Genomic DNA, 16,654 nt, shown 5'->3' with positions numbered 1-16,654 from the left:
GAACACGGAAATAAAACGGAGCTATAAGCAAATGATGAAGAGAGCCTCCTCGGGAAAAGCGCCCTGCGGGGTCCCGGCTAGTCCGTTAACTAATTCAACATTTCGCTATCCTTTTATTAACTAAACAACTCAGTTGTATAAATTAATCAGTTGTTCTAACGACGTGGAGTCTTTTGTAGACGAACTAGTGGCAAACACTCAAACCAATTCGCCAAGTATCGTGACAAGGTGAATGAGAGAATCATAAGCAATTAAAAAAGTAAATTCAAAGGATAATACAGACTGAATAGCTGGTACAAATGTGAATTGCTACATTAACTATTCAGTTTATATTTTTAACCTAGTAGTAAGTAATACAGAATATCAGTCAGACTATGTAGTGGAGCACAGACAATAGTTTCGCAAGGCGTTCGACCGAATAATTACTTCTTTGTCTGAAGCGAACCAATTTACTTATCAGACAAAGCCCGTTAATTTCTGGACTTCGCAAGCGACCTCGCTGGGCTATTTATAAGGAGGAAAAAAGTATGAGCAATGTAGCAATTTCAGTAAAAGGGGTAAAGAAATCCTTTAAAGACAAGGAAGTTTTAAAGGGGGTTGATTTTGAGGTGCAGCGCGGTGAAATTTTCGCACTGCTGGGTTCAAATGGAGCGGGCAAGACAACGATGGTTAACATCCTCTCGACGTTGATGAAGCCAGAGGGTGGCGAAGTAGGTGTTTGTGGCTATGACGTTTATCGGCAACCAGATCTTATTCGCCAGAATATCAGCCTGACAGGACAGTTCGCAGCTTTAGATGGCATGCTCACAGGGCGGGAAAACCTGTTGATGATCGCTAAATTGCGAGGAGTTTCCAATGCTGCTCAAGTGGTCGACAACCTTCTTACAAGATTCAGTCTGACTGATGCGGCAAACCGCCCTGCAGACAAGTATTCTGGTGGGATGAAGCGCCGACTTGACATCGCCATGAGCCTGATCGGCACGCCAGCAGTTATTTTTCTCGACGAACCGACGACAGGGCTTGACCCCGAAGCGCGGATTGAAGTCTGGGAAACCGTCAAGGAGCTTGCCGGCGGTGGCACGACCATCTTGCTTACGACCCAGTACTTGGAAGAAGCCGAACAACTGGCGGACCGTATCGCCATCCTGCATGGCGGTAAAATCATTACCACTGGTACCCTTACCGAACTCAAAGAGATGTTCCCACCAGTGAAAGTGGAGTACATCGAGAAGCAGCCAACATTGGAGGAAATTTTCCTTGAGATTATCGGCAAAAAGGAGGAGATGTAAATGAAAAGTAAAACAGGGGTATTACTAGGGCGTCTAATGCGTAACATCATGCGGAGCCCGGATACAATTATCACGGTGGCGATTACGCCAATTATGATGATGCTGCTGTTTGTCTACGTATTTGGCGGTGCCATAGAGACAGGCACGGACAACTATGTCAATTATTTATTGCCGGGAATCTTGCTGATGGCAATCGCATCCGGAGTCGCTTACACTTCCCTGCGGATGTTTAACGATGTAAAGAGCGGACTTATGGCACGCTTCATTACCATGCCCATCAAGCGCTCGTCTGTATTGTGGGCTCACGTATTGACCTCGCTTGTTTCCAATGCACTTGCTGTAGTGGTGGTTATCCTTGTCGCGCTCTTGATGGGGTTCCGTTCCAACGCTGATATTCTGGAGTGGTTAGCGGTAGTTGGAATACTCGTGTTGTTTACGCTGGCGTTGACATGGCTGGCAGTCATTCCCGGATTGACAGCAGGGTCTATGGAAGGGGCAACAGCCTACTCGTATCCGCTGATTTTCCTGCCGTTTATCAGTTCGGCTTTTGTCCCCACCGAAACTATGCCTAAAATTGTTCGTGCATTTGCTGAGAACCAGCCCGTGACTTCAATCGTTAATTCGATTCGTGCCCTTTTGTATGAAGGGGCTGTTGGCAATGATATCTGGATCGCACTTGCCTGGTGCGGCGGCATCATGGTCATCGCTTATTTCATCGCCAGTAAAGTATTTGAACGCCAATTAGTAGGATAAGAAGCGGAGGGACATGGGGACAGGTCCCGTGTCCCGGCTGTTCTTTAACCTGAATTCCCTGAATGGATAACAGTCACTTCACCTTAAACAGCTGAAAATGTATTTTTGATTACACATTAAAAAACAATAGATATCCTTCTAGGTGAACTTCTACTAAACGCTACCACTTCCATTTTGAGTTTGCCATTTAAATTCCGTCCTATCATAACCCGGGATTTGTCAAAGTTTCATAGTTGACTAGTATAGATAAATAAATATCCTGGTATTAGTGGATCGTTCAGGTACTGAAATTGAACTCGAACGATGCCTGCCCCTGTCACCTCATGTTTGTTTAATTAAACGTTTATTTAAAATCAGTAGGTTAGACACGGTTAGCTATTTTGTCAGCATTTTCTCATTCTATGTGTTCAGAGTGTACTCTAATACGACAAAGTCACTTTTTATATAAAGAAACGTAAAATGAACCTAACATTAGTAAGCTACCACCTATTACGAAGATAAAGCTAACACTAAAGGTTTGTGCTACTCCTCCAAAAGCAATTGGACTAATGACTTGAGATAATCTATTACCAGCCATTCTTAGACCTAAAGCCTGGGCTGTGTGTGTAGCGGAAACTAGATTAACAATTGAAACCATGGTAAGTGGCTGTGTTAAACCTATCCCTAGTCCAATGAACACCGCAATAATACTTAATATTAGTAAACTATTGAAAAGGGTTAGTATAACAATTGAAAGTCCTGCTGTGAATAAAGAAATAAATAACACATAGTGACGTTTAAATTTAGAGAGAATTTTTCCTTGTAGTAATCGGATAAACATCTGAGCTAATCCTTGTATCCCTAAAATTAAGCCCACTGCAGTAATAGAAAGACCAGCCTCTGTTGCATACAATGGGAAATATGTCATCATCACTTCTCTTGAAGCTAGTACTAACATACTAGCAAGCATGGCCTGATGCATTCCTTTTATAGATATCATTTGAATTAATGTAATTGTAGAATCCTCAGAGCTTGACTCCTCATTCTGTTCCTTTTCCTTTGTTCCAATTTTTAATTCCAGTGTTTTCTTGGATAAGAATAAACCGAATAGTATCGGAGGGAGAGCAATAATTGTGCATATTAAAAATCCAAAAAGTATACCTGCTGAGTCTGCAACAACACCGGCAATTAATGGACCAGAAAATTGCCCCGCTGATTGGAAAAAACTAAACCAACCATAATAACGATCACGCTGGTCTTTAGGACTATTCAAACGGATGGCATTCTGTAAGGAAATATTAATAAATATTTGTGAAAAGCCAGCAAAAACTTGAGATAAGTAAAGTATTAGCACAACGGGGAAAAGGTAAGGTATTAGTAGGGCAATAGTTACACCGATAGAACCCAAAACAATAGGCCATTTAATTCCCCATTTATCAATCCACTTTCCAGCTGATATAGCAAAAAATAAAGGGAATACTGCAAAAGTTGCAGCAATAATGCCTATTTCAATTTTACCCGCTCCTAAGTCATCAGCCAATAAAGGTATTAAGGGGCGTGTACCTTGAATTGTTAATTGGTGAAAAAACACTACTAAAAAGATTAATAGAATTTTTTTAATAAAAACCACCCTCTAAAAATTATTTAAATAATCTGAATTTTTTATTGACATTGAAATCTTCAACTACTATACTTTGTTTATCGGAAGTGGTATACCATTTCGGAACACCACTTTGGAATACAGTAATAATATACTCATATGGTATGGTTTGTAAATATTAATTTATAAATTTGGAAGAGGGGGGAGAGAATTGAACAGTCTAGATACTGTGTCAATTAAACAAAGCGTTGTATTTGATAGGTTGTATGACCTAATTACCTCGGGCTACTTTCGTTTAGGAGAAAATTTAAGTGAGAGAGAAATTGCAAATATGCTAGATGTAAGCAGGACACCAGTTCGTGAAGCATTCCGTAGGTTGGAAAGAGAAGGGTTAGTAACTTATCAACCTAAAAAAGGTGTAATGATACGTTCATTTACAGAAGAAGAAATTATTAATCTATATCGTGTAAGAGAGTATATGGAAAAATTGACTTCAAGGCTCTTATCGGAGAAACAAAATATCACTTTAATAGAAAAGTTAAAGCAAAATGTTAGACAAGCAGAAATTGCAGCTAAAGATAATGATGTGAAAGAACAAGCAATAATCAATGCTCAGTTTCACTTATTAATGGTTGAGGGTACTAATAATTCCTACCTAATCAATGTTTACAAACCACTAACATCGCAACTTAGTCTATTTCGTTCTAAATCATTGTCTTATAAAGGCCGTTCTTTAATTAACATTGAAGAACATAACAAGATTTGTGAAGCGATCGAGAGGGGGGATACTGATCTAGCCGAAGAGATAACGGGTGTGCACGTTCAAAATAGTTTAAAAGCACTCTTAAAAAGCTTTTAGGAGGGATAATGTGGAAGAATTAAAACTAACACCGTCACAGCAGTTAGCAGCGTTTGCAAAAGATTTTAAATTAGAAGATGCTCCACTTGATGTAGTTACAAGGGTAAAAGAGCTATTTGCTGATGCAGTAGGGCTCTGTTACGCTTCAGCAGATATGGACTTTACTCAACCAGTATACAATGTTGTTAAGAGTATGGGAGGGAAAGAAGAAAGTACAATTATCGGAAAGACTGGTAAGTATCCAGCGGCATGGGCTGCATTGGTAAATGGAGTTTCCATTCACGGCTTAGATTATGATGATACACATAGTGGCTCAGTAACACACACTAGTCCAACTATTGTTCCGGTCGTTCTCGCAATAGGAGAACAAATCAATGCTAGTGGCAAGGAGATCTTAGAAGCTGCAGTAGTTGGGTTTGAAGTTGCATGCCGTGTAGGCTTGTCGGCACATGGCTTGTTCCAGAGAAGAGGCTTTCATACAACCCCCATGGCTGGAATTATGGGTTCCGTCATAGCAGCAGGTAAATTACTAGGACTTTCTCAAGATGAAATGGTAAATGCTCAAGGTGTTGCAGGGAGCTCGGGGTCAGGTTTAAGGGAAGCCTATTTATCTGGAGGATCATGGACAAAAATGTATCATCCGGGTTGGGCCGCTCACGGTGCTGTCATGGCTGCATTAGTAGCAAAAGAAGGCTTTACTGGAACGAAAACGGTGTATGAAGGTAGGTTTGGTATTTTTAAAAGTCACCTTCACCCTAAAGATGCTGATTATGAAGCGCTATTAAATGAATTAGGACAGCGGTGGGAAATTAGAAACATTTGCTTCAAGCCTTACCCTACCGGTGTAATAAATCATTCTTATATTGAAAGCGCTTTACTTCTGTCAGATAAATATCAATTCAATACAGAAGAGATTAAAAAAGTCGTTTGCTATATTCACCCTGATGCAGCCCAGACAGTTTGTGAGCCAGTAGCAACCAAGATAAGACCTGAAACTGGATACCATGGGAAGTTTAGTCTTCAATATAGTGTTGCAGCTGCCTTAGTAGATAAAGAAGTTACAATCGATACTTATAGCGAAGAGAAAATAAAAGACCCTAGTATTTTAGATATGACAGAAAAAGTGGTTTATGCCATAGATGAAAATTCAACCTATCCAAATACTTATCCAAGTTGGTTGGAAATACATTTAATAGACGGAAGAATTTTAGAAGACAAACAACCATTTAATAAAGGAAGTATAGAACACCCAATGTCAAATGAAGAAGTGTTAAATAAATATACAAGCAATGCAAAGCATAGTTTATCAAAAGAGCAAGCTAGCAAGGTTCTAGAGAAGATTATGAAACTGGAAAAAATATCAGTAATATCGGAATTTACTGATTATATTAAAGTAGAAAAGAGAGACGATGTATATTCCTAAAGCACTAAAGGGAGTGTGCAGCACCGAGGTTTATTATTATCAAGAATTGCACGGACTGTGGGATATCCTACCCTACTTTCCACTAAAGAAATTAAAATACCACAAGAATTTAGTCAGGATCTCCTTTTATATTTAAACCAGCAAGATAAGAATAAGCAACTAGTTTCGGAATTCTGTTCTACCTTTAGTTATTGAAGGAACTTGTACCATAGTTAGATGACAAATTGTATTACAAGCCAAGTGTAAAATAGATTTTTGTCACAAGAGGAATAATGTCTTCAAAGACAGCGGCTGTTCATTTATTCTTGAACTTTTTAATCCGAAAAATTATCGGAATATTCTGTTCTTAGGGGTGTGTAAAGCGTGAAAAATTTTAAAGGTTTATTAATGTTCACTCTATCGTTATTACTCTTTTTAGTGGCTTGTGGAGATGGAAATGAAAATGAAAGTGATACAATAAGTTCAGATTCTTCTGAGGCCTCGGCATCTTCAAGTGAAGAAGGACAAAGCGCTGAAGAAGAAATTAGCTTCCCAGAGAAAGAAATTACGATTCTCTATCATTCGAGAGCCGGTTCTGGAGGAGACTTGTTTCTGCGTAACACAGCAAAGCCTCTTGAAGAAATTTTAGGTGTACCTATTGTAGTAGAAAATCGTACAGGTGCAGGGGGAGCAAATGCATGGCAATATACGTTGAATTCAGATCCAGATGGTTACACATTGGTGGGTACAACAGCAACCTTAATTAGTTCACCAATAATGTCTGATATGGACATATCCTATCAAGATTTCACACCTTTAGCACAAGTCTTTACAGATCCAGCTTTTATTTATGTCAAAGGAGATAGTCCGTTTGATAGTATTGAAGAATTAATTGAATACGAACAAAATAATCCTGGAGATTTAGACTGGGCTTCAAGTACGCCAGGTAGTAAAGATAACATTACATTGGCGATGATTTATGACGAAGCCAATATCGACCCATCTACCGTTGCTTTCGAAGGAGGAAGTGAAGGGTTGGTAAATATTGTTGGGGGTCATGTTGATGTTGGTTTGGGAGAGTATTCACAACTAAGAGGACAGCTAGAAGCTGGAGAAGTAAAAATTCTTGCTTCTTTAACAGAAGAACGGCATCCACAATTAGAGGATATACCGACAATGATAGAGTCAGGTTGGGATGTTGTACCTTACAGCCCACGAGCTATCATGGCTCCACCTGATTTACCTGAGGGTGTCCAACAAGTATTAATTGATGCAATTGAACAGGTCTATGATGATCCGGATTTCCAAGAAACATGGGAAGAGGAAGGTTTAGTTCCTCACTTTGCGCCAGGTCAAGAGCTTATGGACATTTACAGTGATATGGATGATTTTGTACGCCCATTACTGCAATAAGGGGGCATTTTCATTGAATGTCGTTAATCTAATTACAGGAATTCTATCAACTTTAGCAGGTATTGTAATTTACTGGACTGCTAATGGGTTTGGGCTGGGTAACAGCTCGGACTCATTAGGCCCCTCTTTTTATCCGAAATTACTAGCAATTAGTTTCGTTATTCTCGGTTTAATACTTGTTTGGATGTCATTCCGTAATAAGGAAGTGGAGCAAGAAAAGGACCAAGAGGAAAAGAAGTCGTTCTTTCATAAAGGGAATCTTCGAGTATTAATGGTAATAGGCACGGGTATCTTCTACATTATAATGATGGATTTACTAGGGTTTATAATTACAACTATTCTGTTAGTGATATTGTTGATGACTATTACAGGGGAACGCTTGTGGTGGAAAATGGGAGTAACATCAGTAATTGTTGCATTTTCACTTTATTTGATATTTAGAAATTTGTTAAACGTATTGTTACCTGCAGTTCCTTGGATGTAAAGGAGGGTTAATGTTTGATAGATAATCTCTTATTAGGAATTGAATACGCAATAACATGGCAAGCCCTTCTAGTTATTCTTATAGGTGTAACATGGGGAATAATAGGGGGAGCTATTCCTGGAATTACAGGTTCTATCGCATGTGCACTTATGCTCCCATTTACGTATAGTATGGAACCTGCTCTTGCTTTAATGATGTTAGCTGGGACGTATGTTGCCGCGGAATATGGTGGTGGTATTCCCGCTATATTAATTGGCGCACCAGGAACATCCTCTAATGCACCAGTTGTATTAGATGGATACGAATTACACAAACAAGGACATACAGGAAAGGCCTTAGGGACTTCGTTAATTATAGGAACAATAGGTGGTATTTTTAGTGTTATTGTCCTAGTTTTAATTGCGGTTCCATTAGCAAAAGTTGCACTTGCTTTTGGCCCTCCTGAATACTTTGCTTTAGCATTATTTGCTTTAACAGTTGTCGCTGCATTAGTAGCTAAAAGCTTAATAAAAGGTTTAATATCAGCAGCCTTTGGACTTTTTATAGCTGTCATAGGTATGGATCCATTTACTGGTGAAATGAGGTTTACAGGTGGATCTTCACAGTTAATAGGTGGGTTAGAATTGATTCCCGTCCTAATTGGTTTATTTGCTGTTAGTGAACTATTAATAATGGCTAAAAAGTCTGTGAAAAAATCGAATTTTTATCAATCAGTATCAACGAAGTTTCCTACTTGGAAAGAATTAAAGTCAACTTCTAAAGCAACTTCAATTGGTTCTGTTGCTGGAACATTTTTTGGGATTATGCCTGGTGTCGGTGGTTCTATTGGTTCTTGGATAGCTTATAACGAAGCAAAACGTTGGTCTAAAAATAAAGAAAAGTTTGGAAAAGGTTCATTGGAAGGCGTGGCAGCACCAGAAGCGGCCAATAACGCGGTGACCGGTGGGGCTATGGTACCTTTGTTAGCTTTAGGGATACCTGGATCAAATACTACAGCGATTATGATTGGGGCTTTGATTGTACATGGTGTCACGCCAGGTCCACTGATGTTTGAACAACAACCTGAGATTCCATATTCACTTTTTGTCGGAATGTTAATTGCTCAGTTTATGATGTTAGTAGTTGGTTACTTTGTGATTAAACCTGCTATAAAAATTAGTACTGTATCAACACCTATGTTATTGGCAATTATTTTCCCATTAGTGTTCGTGGGGTCTTACTCTCTAAATAACAATTTATTTGATGTTGGTGTCGTTCTCTTTTTCGGTGTTGTAGGGTTACTCATGAAACGTTTCGGTTTTTCACCACCAGCAACAGTCCTTGGTTTGGTGTTAGGAGTTTATATCGAAACGAACTTACGTCGTTCTTTAGAGATGTCAGATGGATCACTAATGATCTTCCTTGAAAGACCTATTGCTTTAATTTGCTTACTTTTAGCTGTAATTAGCTTAACTGCACCATTTGTTCAAGAGCGTTTAATGAAAAATATTAAGAAAGATAACTCAAACAATACACAGAGCTTCTAACTGAAATTAGCAGGAGTGGGAGTGAGGAATATTGGACCTCGGTATAAAGGATCAAGTTGTAGCTGTAGCAGGTGGAAGTTACGGAATTGGTTTCGGTGCGGCTATACAGCTCGTACAAGAAGGAGCGAAAGTTGCGATTTTAGCGAGGAATGAAGAGAAACTGAAGGAAGCTGCTCAAAGTATACAAGATGAAACTGGTTATTATCCGTTTTTATATACTGGAGATATAACAAATAAGGAGCAATGCCAAGAATTTATTCAGGAAACAGTTAATTATTATGGAAAGTTAGATGGTTTAGTTATTGCTGCTGGTGCTAGTCAAAAAGGAATGATTGAAAATGTAGATGAGGACGATTGGAACCGTAGTTGGGATTTAAATGTGATGTCATGTTTCTATCTTGTTCAAGAATCACTTACTCATTTAAAGAAAAGCCTTAATCCCAAAATTGTCGTTGTTGGCTCAGCATCAGCAAAGCAGCCTTCAGAAAATCAGCTAATATCTAACGTAACGAAAGCTGGCACTCTAACATTTGTTAAAACATTAGCGGAAGAATTAGCACCGTTCAATATTTGTATAAACAATGTTTGCCCCGGGAAAATCCTCTCAGAGCGCAGGCAGAATCGTATGTTACATGAAGCTAAAGAAAAAAACATACCAGTTGAAGAACATGTATCTCACCTTGCAGAGACAATACCGCTAAGTAGACTAGGTACAACCGAGGAAGTAGCTTCGATGATTGTCTACTTACTTTCAGAGCAAGCTTCATATATCTCTGGACAGTCAATCAATGTTGATGGTGGTTTAATCAAATCTATTATTTAAGATTTGAAAAATAAATACTTGGAGGAATTAATATGCTAACAAAACAATTGGTGGATAAGATTTTTGAAACGTCTTATGGAAGCTTTGAGGAGAGTACAATTTTACATGCGAAAAAAAGCTTACTTAATTGGTTAGGGGTTACCGTTGGGGCAATTGAACATAAATCGATTGATATGTTACTAGAAGTTTCTGATGAACTAGGGTCATCAGAACAAGCGACGATTTTAGGTAGAAATAAAAAAACAGACATTTCAATGGCTGCCTTGATTAATGGAACATCATCTCATATTTTTGATTTCGACGACACACATTTAGATACGATCCATCATCCAAGTGGACCTATTGCCCCTGTTGTCTTCGCACTAGGTGAAACGCGGAATCTATCAACCAAAGAGTTGTTGCGTGCATTTATACTAGGGTGTGAAGTTGAACTACGCATTAGTAACGCTGTGTATCCTTCGCATTATCAAAAAGGTTATCATATTACACCAACAGCAGGTTGTTTTGGTGCAGCTGTAGCTGCTGGTATTTTATTAAACCTTGATAAAGAAAAAATGGTAATGGCTTTAGGTATTGCAGGAACACAAGCATTTGGGTTACGAGAAATGTTTGGTACGATGACAAAACCATTTCACCCAGGAAAAGCGGCTCAGAATGGATTGTTAGCAGCACTCCTCGCAGACAAAGGTTTTACGAGTTCGAAACAAGTACTTGAAGCAAAACGAGGGTTTGCAAATGTAATGTCCGATTCACATGACTTAACTAAGGTTCTTGATAAATGGGGAGAATCATATGAGTTCGAGAAGAATGCATTTAAACCGTATGCATGTGGAATTGTTCTTCATCCATCAATTGATGCATGTATTCAACTTTCTGAGTTCGCAACACCTGAAGAAGTAGAGAGTATTGAATTAACAGTAAACCCATATGTACTTGAATTAACTGGTAAGGATCAACCGTTAACTGGATTAGAAGGTAAATTTAGTATTTATCATACAGGGGCTATTGCGTTTTTAGAAAAAGATGCTGCAGAAGAACAGTATAGTGATGAAAAAGTAAATGCTTCTAATACTGTTGAAATGCGTAAAAAAATTAAACCGGTTGTATCAGAAGACATTAGTGAAGAGAAGGTGAAAGCTGTACTTAAGAAGACTGATGGTACAACACAGGTAGTTGTTATTGAAGATGCAACAGGAAGTATAGACAATCCAATGACGCAAGAAATGTTAAATAAGAAGTTTACAAAGTTGTGTAAACCAATTATTTCACAGGATAAGATCGATGAGGTTATTGAGAAAACGATGAGGTTTGAAGAATTGGACTCAGTTAATGAAGTCATCGGATCTTTATATAATGAAAGAATATTAATGAATTAATATAGAGAAAAGAGAGGACCTCATTTAAAAGGTCCTCCTTTTTGGCAAAAAGAAAACTAATTGTCTTCAATAAATGGGGAGGTTTTTTGTTGCAGTACAAAATTGGTGTAATGAATGGTGATGATATTGGCCACGAGGTTGTACCATTAGCTGTCGAAATTATGAAAGCTTCTACAACAAAATACAATAATGTCGCGATTGATTGGGTGGAACTCCCTATTGGTTACAAATCCTACTTAGACTGTGGAGAAACATTACCTCAACATACATTAGATTCGCTTAAGTATATGGATGGTTGGGTTTTAGGCCCTATTGGTCATGCAGTTTATCCAAAAAACGATCCCAAGGCAATAAATCCCCATCCAATAATTCGAAAGGTCTTCGATCTCCACAGTAATGTCCGTCCTAGTCGTTCTTATGTTAATGTAAATTCCGTTCAAAATGATGTTGACTTAATAGTTGTAAGGGAAAATATCGAAGGGTTTCAACCAGATCGCAATGTCTATGCAGGAACAGGAGAATTCATGCCTACTTCTGACCTTGCTATGTCTGTGCGAGTCATTACACGAAGAAATTCGGAGGCTGTTGCTGAAACTGCATTTAAACTAGCGCAACAGAGAAGAAAAAAAGTTACTGCAATACACAAAAAATCTGTTTTTAAAATGGGTTGCGGGTTATTTGTTGAATCATGTCGAAACGTAGCTCAAAAATACCCTGATGTTTTGTATGAGGAAATGCATGTCGATACTTCAGCGGCTTCATTAGTGATGAACCCTCAAAAATTTGATGTTTTAGTAACGACAAATATGTTTGGTGATATTTTATCTGATTTAACCTCTGGATTGGTCGGGGGATTGGGTATGGCCCCTGGGCTATGTATTGGACCAAAATACAGTATGGCACAAGCAACACACGGCTCTGCACCCGGTATTGTTGGAAAGGAAATTGCTAACCCTTATGCTTTAATTATGTCTGGAAAAATGTTATTAGAGTGGCTTGGGGTGCAGAACAAAGATAGTTCTTTACTGAATGCTTCCCAATTAATTGAAGATGCTGTTAACCATGCAATAAAAAAAGGAATGGTAACCCCGGATATGGGGGGAGAGGCGACTACTAAAGAAATGGGAAAAGCTATTTGTTCTTACGTATCTAACGTTCACGTTTAATTATAAAACTCAATGTCTAATAATAAATATGAAATGGCATGCTTTCACAGACAGTCATCTCATTTATTTTGGTGGGAAGATTTGTGAAGGCGTAGGTATTTTTTATGGAGGAGGTATTACATATGAGTTCAAATAGTTTTCAGAAAGAAGCTAAGCATCTGGAACGAATTACGGAGAAAATTAATAGTCAGCTTGTTAGGTTAAATAAAATACCAAAATATGTTGGTAATAGTAATGTAGAGCAAATGATCGATGATATGAGGGAGAAGACTAAAAAAAACCTTACGAATGCATTAGATAAACCTTACTTTGGGCGTCTTGATTTTCAAGAAGCCGATCAAGAAAAAATTGCCCCACTTTATATTGGTAAACATGGAGTCCAAGAGGAGGAAAACAATGGAGATTTACTTGTAGTCGATTGGCGAACTCCTGTTGCAAGTCTTTTTTACTCTTACAGTGGAGGAGAAGACTTAGCCTATTATGAAGCCCCAGAGGGTATTATTGAAGGAGATATCTTATTAAAAAGAAATATTGTAGTACGGAATAAAGAATTACAAAGAGTAGTTGATAGCTATAAAAAAGGAGCAGAAGATTTATCTGGAACAGATGAATTTCTACTATATAAACTTAGTGAAAATAAAGATAGTAAATTACGTGATATCGTTTCAAGTATACAAGCTGAACAAAACAAAATAATTAGGATGCCCAAGAATAGAGCTTTAGTTATTCAGGGGGTAGCGGGGAGTGGTAAAACTACAGTAGCTCTCCATCGTCTAGCTTATCTTTTATATCATTATAAAGAAAATGTACAGGCTGAAAAAATGATTATTTTTGCCCCTAATAATATGTTTTTAGATTATGTCTCCGATGTGTTACCAGAACTAGGTGTAGGAAACATTCAGCAAACTGTTTTTCAACAATGGGCATTAAAAGAGTTGGACGAAGAAGTAAGTTTAAATCCTCAATCAGAATATTATAAAGACTGGTTCGAGAACAGAGTAAATGAACAGAATCAGAATACTTTTGGAAGATACAAAGGCTCGATGGACTTTAAAATTTTGGTAGAAAGTATTTTAGAATATTATGAGAAGAACTATGCTCCAAAGGAGGATTTTCAACCGTGGGAGAATACGGTTTTAAGCCGTAATCTGATATCTGATTGGTTATATCAAGAGTACAAATCATACCCATTATTAAAAAGAAGAGAACGGATTGAAGCACGAATAAAAAGGTGGATTGAAATAAAATTAAAAGAAGTAGAGCCCTTGCAAAGAAGAGATTATAAGAAGAAGTCCTATCAAAAATTGCGTTCTTATTTAAGAAAATGGAAAGTACATACACCAATAGATTTTTACAAGCTGATATTTTTACAGACGAAACAAAAAAGATATGTTCCAAATGATTTAATTGAACAGATACCTAAGGAAGTTTATGAGTCAACACAATCTTTGCTTAAACAAAATATAATCGAATATGAAGATCTTGCACCAATCGTTTACATTAAAAATAAGTTTTACGGGGGAGATAAAAGTGAGAAGTTTGACCATATTGTCATCGACGAAGCCCAAGATTTTTCCCCATTCCAATTAGCTTTATTAACAGAAAAAACACGTGGACATTCATTGACAATTTTAGGAGATTTATCTCAAGGAATACATCATTATAAGGGGATTACTGATTGGAATGAATTCATAAATTTATTTCCTTCTGAACACGTGAAATATCATCAAATAGAAACCAGCTATCGATCAACAATGGAAATCATCACTTTTGCTAACAAAGTCATTTCAAAGGTAGGGAAACCTGTTAGTCTAGCAAAACCTGTATTTAGAAGTGGTGATGATGTTCAAGTAATCGGTACACGCAAACCAGAATTAGTTGCTTCCATCATTAAAGTCTTAAACAGCTTAAAAGAAAAAGATGTTAATACAGTAGGAGTAATAGGAAGGACTCAAAAAGAATGTAAGGAAATTGCTAATGAACTTTCTCGATCTGGAGTTGAAGTAAGTTATGTTGATTCCAAACACCAAAGCTATGAAGGTGGAGTATCGGTTATACCGATTTATATGTCAAAAGGATTAGAATTTGATGCTGTTCTACTTGTTAATGTTAATGAAACACAATATGCTCTTAGTGAAAGAGATGCTAAGTTATTATATGTCGGGTGTACCCGAGCACTACATTACTTATATTTAATTTGTACTGATATGCCATCACCATTAATTTTAGAAGATAGCTCATTATCCTAAGAGTAATAGCTAGTCAGGAGCCGAAAAACTCAACTCGAGGGCCATCCTTGTCACCTCACGTGTTTTAATTAAACGTTTATTTAAAGTCAGAAGGTTTGACAAGGAGAGTGAGGAAGTGACAAGGATAGCCGAATGTTGTCAGCATTTTTTCCTACCGTGTGATGTACTTTGCTAGTTTTTGTGTAACTAATGGTTTTTTATAGTAGCTCATTTGCAACTCGGGCAATTATAGTTTTTGATAAAATCACCGGGCAGTTGACATGTACCTTCACTATTTCTTTCTGACTTTCAGTGTACCCCATACAATCTAAGACGATTAAATCTACATCTTCTTCAGCCAATTTTTTTGAAGCAGATACAAATGATTCAGTGTTATTCTTGTAAGGATTGGCATATACACATTTGGTTATAAAAGCTTTACTGTTCCATTTCAATGCCATGTCTTCAACTTGATCTGGTAGTGGAACTATCACTCCTAATTTATTCTGCTTAAGAAGCCCTTCAACAACTTTGTATACAATTTTATCTGGGTACAAAATAGGCTTTTGATGATGAAATGAAGGGAAACTACCTGTACAAACAAGTATAATAGCGCTTACATTTTGTGACTCTAATTGATAAATTTTGTCTTGGATAAGTGGGGTGAGGGTACGTTTGCTGATTTTTATTTCATCCCCATTTGCTAATCTGGAAATTAATGTTTGGTCACCATCTACTGGGCGGTGTTTCCTAATTTCTTCATTAGTTAAATGATCTAATGCCCCTAATTCAATTAATTCAACATCCTTATTCATGACAGCTTTCATCTCAGGTGTCATGTCAGTTCTTGGAGATTGACCGATTGTAATCAAGCCAAACTTTGGCACGTTAAATTCTCCTCCCTAAGTGAATTAAAAGGCTAATTGAGTAATGAATATGCTACTAGTTAAGAGTTAAAATATCTTTTTAAAGTTAAACTATACTTATTAATGTCATCAGTGATCTCTTTTGTTGTATTTTCTAATTCAATTAGGTGCTGGCGAATTTTTTCTTCTTGCATTCGATAAGTGGGGCCTGACAGTGTTAATGAACCTATTATTTTATTTTCAAAATCAAAAATGGGGAATGCTATTGCTATGACATCTGGAGTGTATTCACCTTCAGATACCGCCCATCCTGTTTCCCTAATTTGTACTAACATTTCATTTATGCTCTTAGGGTCTGTCTTTGTATTCTTAGTAAAGGGCTTTAACTCTCCTCTTAATACTTTATCTATTTTTTCTTCTTCCATATAGGCAAGGATGACAAGGTAAGAAGCCCCGACGTAAAGTGGGGCACGACTACCAATCGTTACAGAAAATTTCACCTTATTTTCTGGTTCAACACAATCTAAAGTAATTCCCTCTAGGGAGTCTAATCCTGTTAAAAAGATAGATTCTCCAGTTGTTTGCATTAAGTTTTTCATTTTGGGTCTAACTAATTTAGACAATTTGATTTGGTCATTCATGGCCATACCTAGTTCCCAAGCTGATATACTAAGAGAATATTTTTTCGTTTCATCGTCTTTTAACAAGAATTTATTGTTTTCTAATGTCGTTAGGATTCGATAAATGTTTGAGTGGTTCATATCTAATTCTTTTGCTAGTTCTCTTGAGCTCCATGTCGATTTGTTGATAAACATCAATAAAATTTTTAAAGCTAAGTCTACCGTTTTTAACAATGTACTCACACTACGCTTTCTGTTTATAAGTTATTT

General features: G+C 37.4%; 14 protein-coding genes. 11 read left to right on the top strand and 3 right to left on the bottom strand.

Going from position 1 to position 16,654, the window contains the following annotated elements; all coding sequences use genetic code 11:
* Positions 1-527: 527 nt before the first annotated feature.
* On the top strand, positions 528-1,289 hold the full coding sequence (locus CDZ94_RS12130) for an ABC transporter ATP-binding protein (RefSeq protein ID WP_096437380.1): 762 nt from the start codon (positions 528-530) through the stop codon (positions 1,287-1,289).
* Complete coding sequence (locus CDZ94_RS12125; RefSeq protein ID WP_096437379.1) at positions 1,290-2,042, top strand: ABC transporter permease; 753 nt, start codon at positions 1,290-1,292, stop codon at positions 2,040-2,042.
* Between the two features lie 433 nt (positions 2,043-2,475).
* Here CDZ94_RS12125 and CDZ94_RS12120 read toward each other — a convergent pair whose 3' ends face one another.
* Positions 2,476-3,651 carry an MFS transporter gene (locus tag CDZ94_RS12120; RefSeq protein ID WP_096437378.1) on the bottom strand — a complete coding sequence of 392 codons (1,176 nt, stop codon included), beginning with the start codon at positions 3,649-3,651 and terminating at the stop codon, positions 2,476-2,478.
* Between the two features lie 181 nt (positions 3,652-3,832).
* Between CDZ94_RS12120 and CDZ94_RS12115 the strand changes: the two genes are divergently transcribed.
* From CDZ94_RS12115 to CDZ94_RS12075, 9 genes are all read left to right on the top strand, one after another.
* The gene (locus tag CDZ94_RS12115; RefSeq protein WP_096437377.1) at positions 3,833-4,480 is read left to right on the top strand and encodes a GntR family transcriptional regulator; all 648 of its coding nucleotides are present in this window, start codon (positions 3,833-3,835) and stop codon (positions 4,478-4,480) included.
* A gap of 10 nt (positions 4,481-4,490) precedes the next feature.
* Positions 4,491-5,903 carry an MmgE/PrpD family protein gene (locus CDZ94_RS12110; protein ID WP_096437376.1) on the top strand — a complete coding sequence of 471 codons (1,413 nt, stop codon included), beginning with the start codon at positions 4,491-4,493 and terminating at the stop codon, positions 5,901-5,903.
* A 363-nt stretch (positions 5,904-6,266) separates the two neighbouring features.
* Positions 6,267-7,295 carry a tripartite tricarboxylate transporter substrate binding protein gene (locus tag CDZ94_RS12105; protein ID WP_096437374.1) on the top strand — a complete coding sequence of 343 codons (1,029 nt, stop codon included), beginning with the start codon at positions 6,267-6,269 and terminating at the stop codon, positions 7,293-7,295.
* A 13-nt stretch (positions 7,296-7,308) separates the two neighbouring features.
* Positions 7,309-7,779 (top strand): tripartite tricarboxylate transporter TctB family protein, encoded by a 471-nt coding sequence (locus tag CDZ94_RS12100; protein ID WP_157812097.1) that lies wholly within the window; start codon positions 7,309-7,311, stop codon positions 7,777-7,779.
* Between the two features lie 14 nt (positions 7,780-7,793).
* Complete coding sequence (locus CDZ94_RS12095) at positions 7,794-9,305, top strand: tripartite tricarboxylate transporter permease (protein WP_198520788.1); 1,512 nt, start codon at positions 7,794-7,796, stop codon at positions 9,303-9,305.
* Positions 9,306-9,336: 31 nt separating this feature from the next.
* On the top strand, positions 9,337-10,128 hold the full coding sequence (locus CDZ94_RS12090; RefSeq protein ID WP_157812098.1) for an SDR family NAD(P)-dependent oxidoreductase: 792 nt from the start codon (positions 9,337-9,339) through the stop codon (positions 10,126-10,128).
* A 32-nt stretch (positions 10,129-10,160) separates the two neighbouring features.
* Positions 10,161-11,504 carry an MmgE/PrpD family protein gene (locus CDZ94_RS12085; RefSeq protein WP_096437368.1) on the top strand — a complete coding sequence of 448 codons (1,344 nt, stop codon included), beginning with the start codon at positions 10,161-10,163 and terminating at the stop codon, positions 11,502-11,504.
* An 89-nt stretch (positions 11,505-11,593) separates the two neighbouring features.
* Positions 11,594-12,670, top strand: coding sequence for an isocitrate/isopropylmalate dehydrogenase family protein (locus tag CDZ94_RS12080; protein WP_198546719.1), 1,077 nt, complete (start codon positions 11,594-11,596; stop codon positions 12,668-12,670).
* Positions 12,671-12,792: 122 nt separating this feature from the next.
* Entirely contained in the window at positions 12,793-14,919 is a 2,127-nt protein-coding gene (locus CDZ94_RS12075; RefSeq protein ID WP_096437366.1) for a HelD family protein, read from the top strand.
* A gap of 197 nt (positions 14,920-15,116) precedes the next feature.
* On the opposite strand, the gene CDZ94_RS12070 is transcribed toward CDZ94_RS12075, so the two are convergent.
* Complete coding sequence (locus CDZ94_RS12070) at positions 15,117-15,785, bottom strand: AroM family protein (protein ID WP_096437364.1); 669 nt, start codon at positions 15,783-15,785, stop codon at positions 15,117-15,119.
* A 59-nt stretch (positions 15,786-15,844) separates the two neighbouring features.
* Complete coding sequence (locus CDZ94_RS12065) at positions 15,845-16,627, bottom strand: IclR family transcriptional regulator (RefSeq protein WP_245415735.1); 783 nt, start codon at positions 16,625-16,627, stop codon at positions 15,845-15,847.
* Positions 16,628-16,654: the final 27 nt, after the last annotated feature.

It is taken from the genome of Alteribacter populi (genome assembly GCF_002352765.1).
In the GTDB taxonomy this organism is placed as follows: Bacteria; Bacillota; Bacilli; order Bacillales; family Salisediminibacteriaceae; genus Alteribacter; species Alteribacter populi.
Note: the sequence above shows the minus strand (reverse complement) of the source record. Positions and strands in the feature narration are given on the sequence as shown.

Excerpts from the sequence above, each read along its gene's own strand:
- CDZ94_RS12125 (WP_096437379.1), top strand. The coding sequence starts at position 1,290 with ATGAAAAGTAAAACAGGGGTATTACTAGGGCGTCTAATGCGTAACATC.
- CDZ94_RS12075 (WP_096437366.1), top strand. The coding sequence starts at position 12,793 with ATGAGTTCAAATAGTTTTCAGAAAGAAGCTAAGCATCTGGAACGAATT.
- CDZ94_RS12130 (WP_096437380.1), top strand. The coding sequence starts at position 528 with ATGAGCAATGTAGCAATTTCAGTAAAAGGGGTAAAGAAATCCTTTAAA.
- CDZ94_RS12085 (WP_096437368.1), top strand. The coding sequence starts at position 10,161 with ATGCTAACAAAACAATTGGTGGATAAGATTTTTGAAACGTCTTATGGA.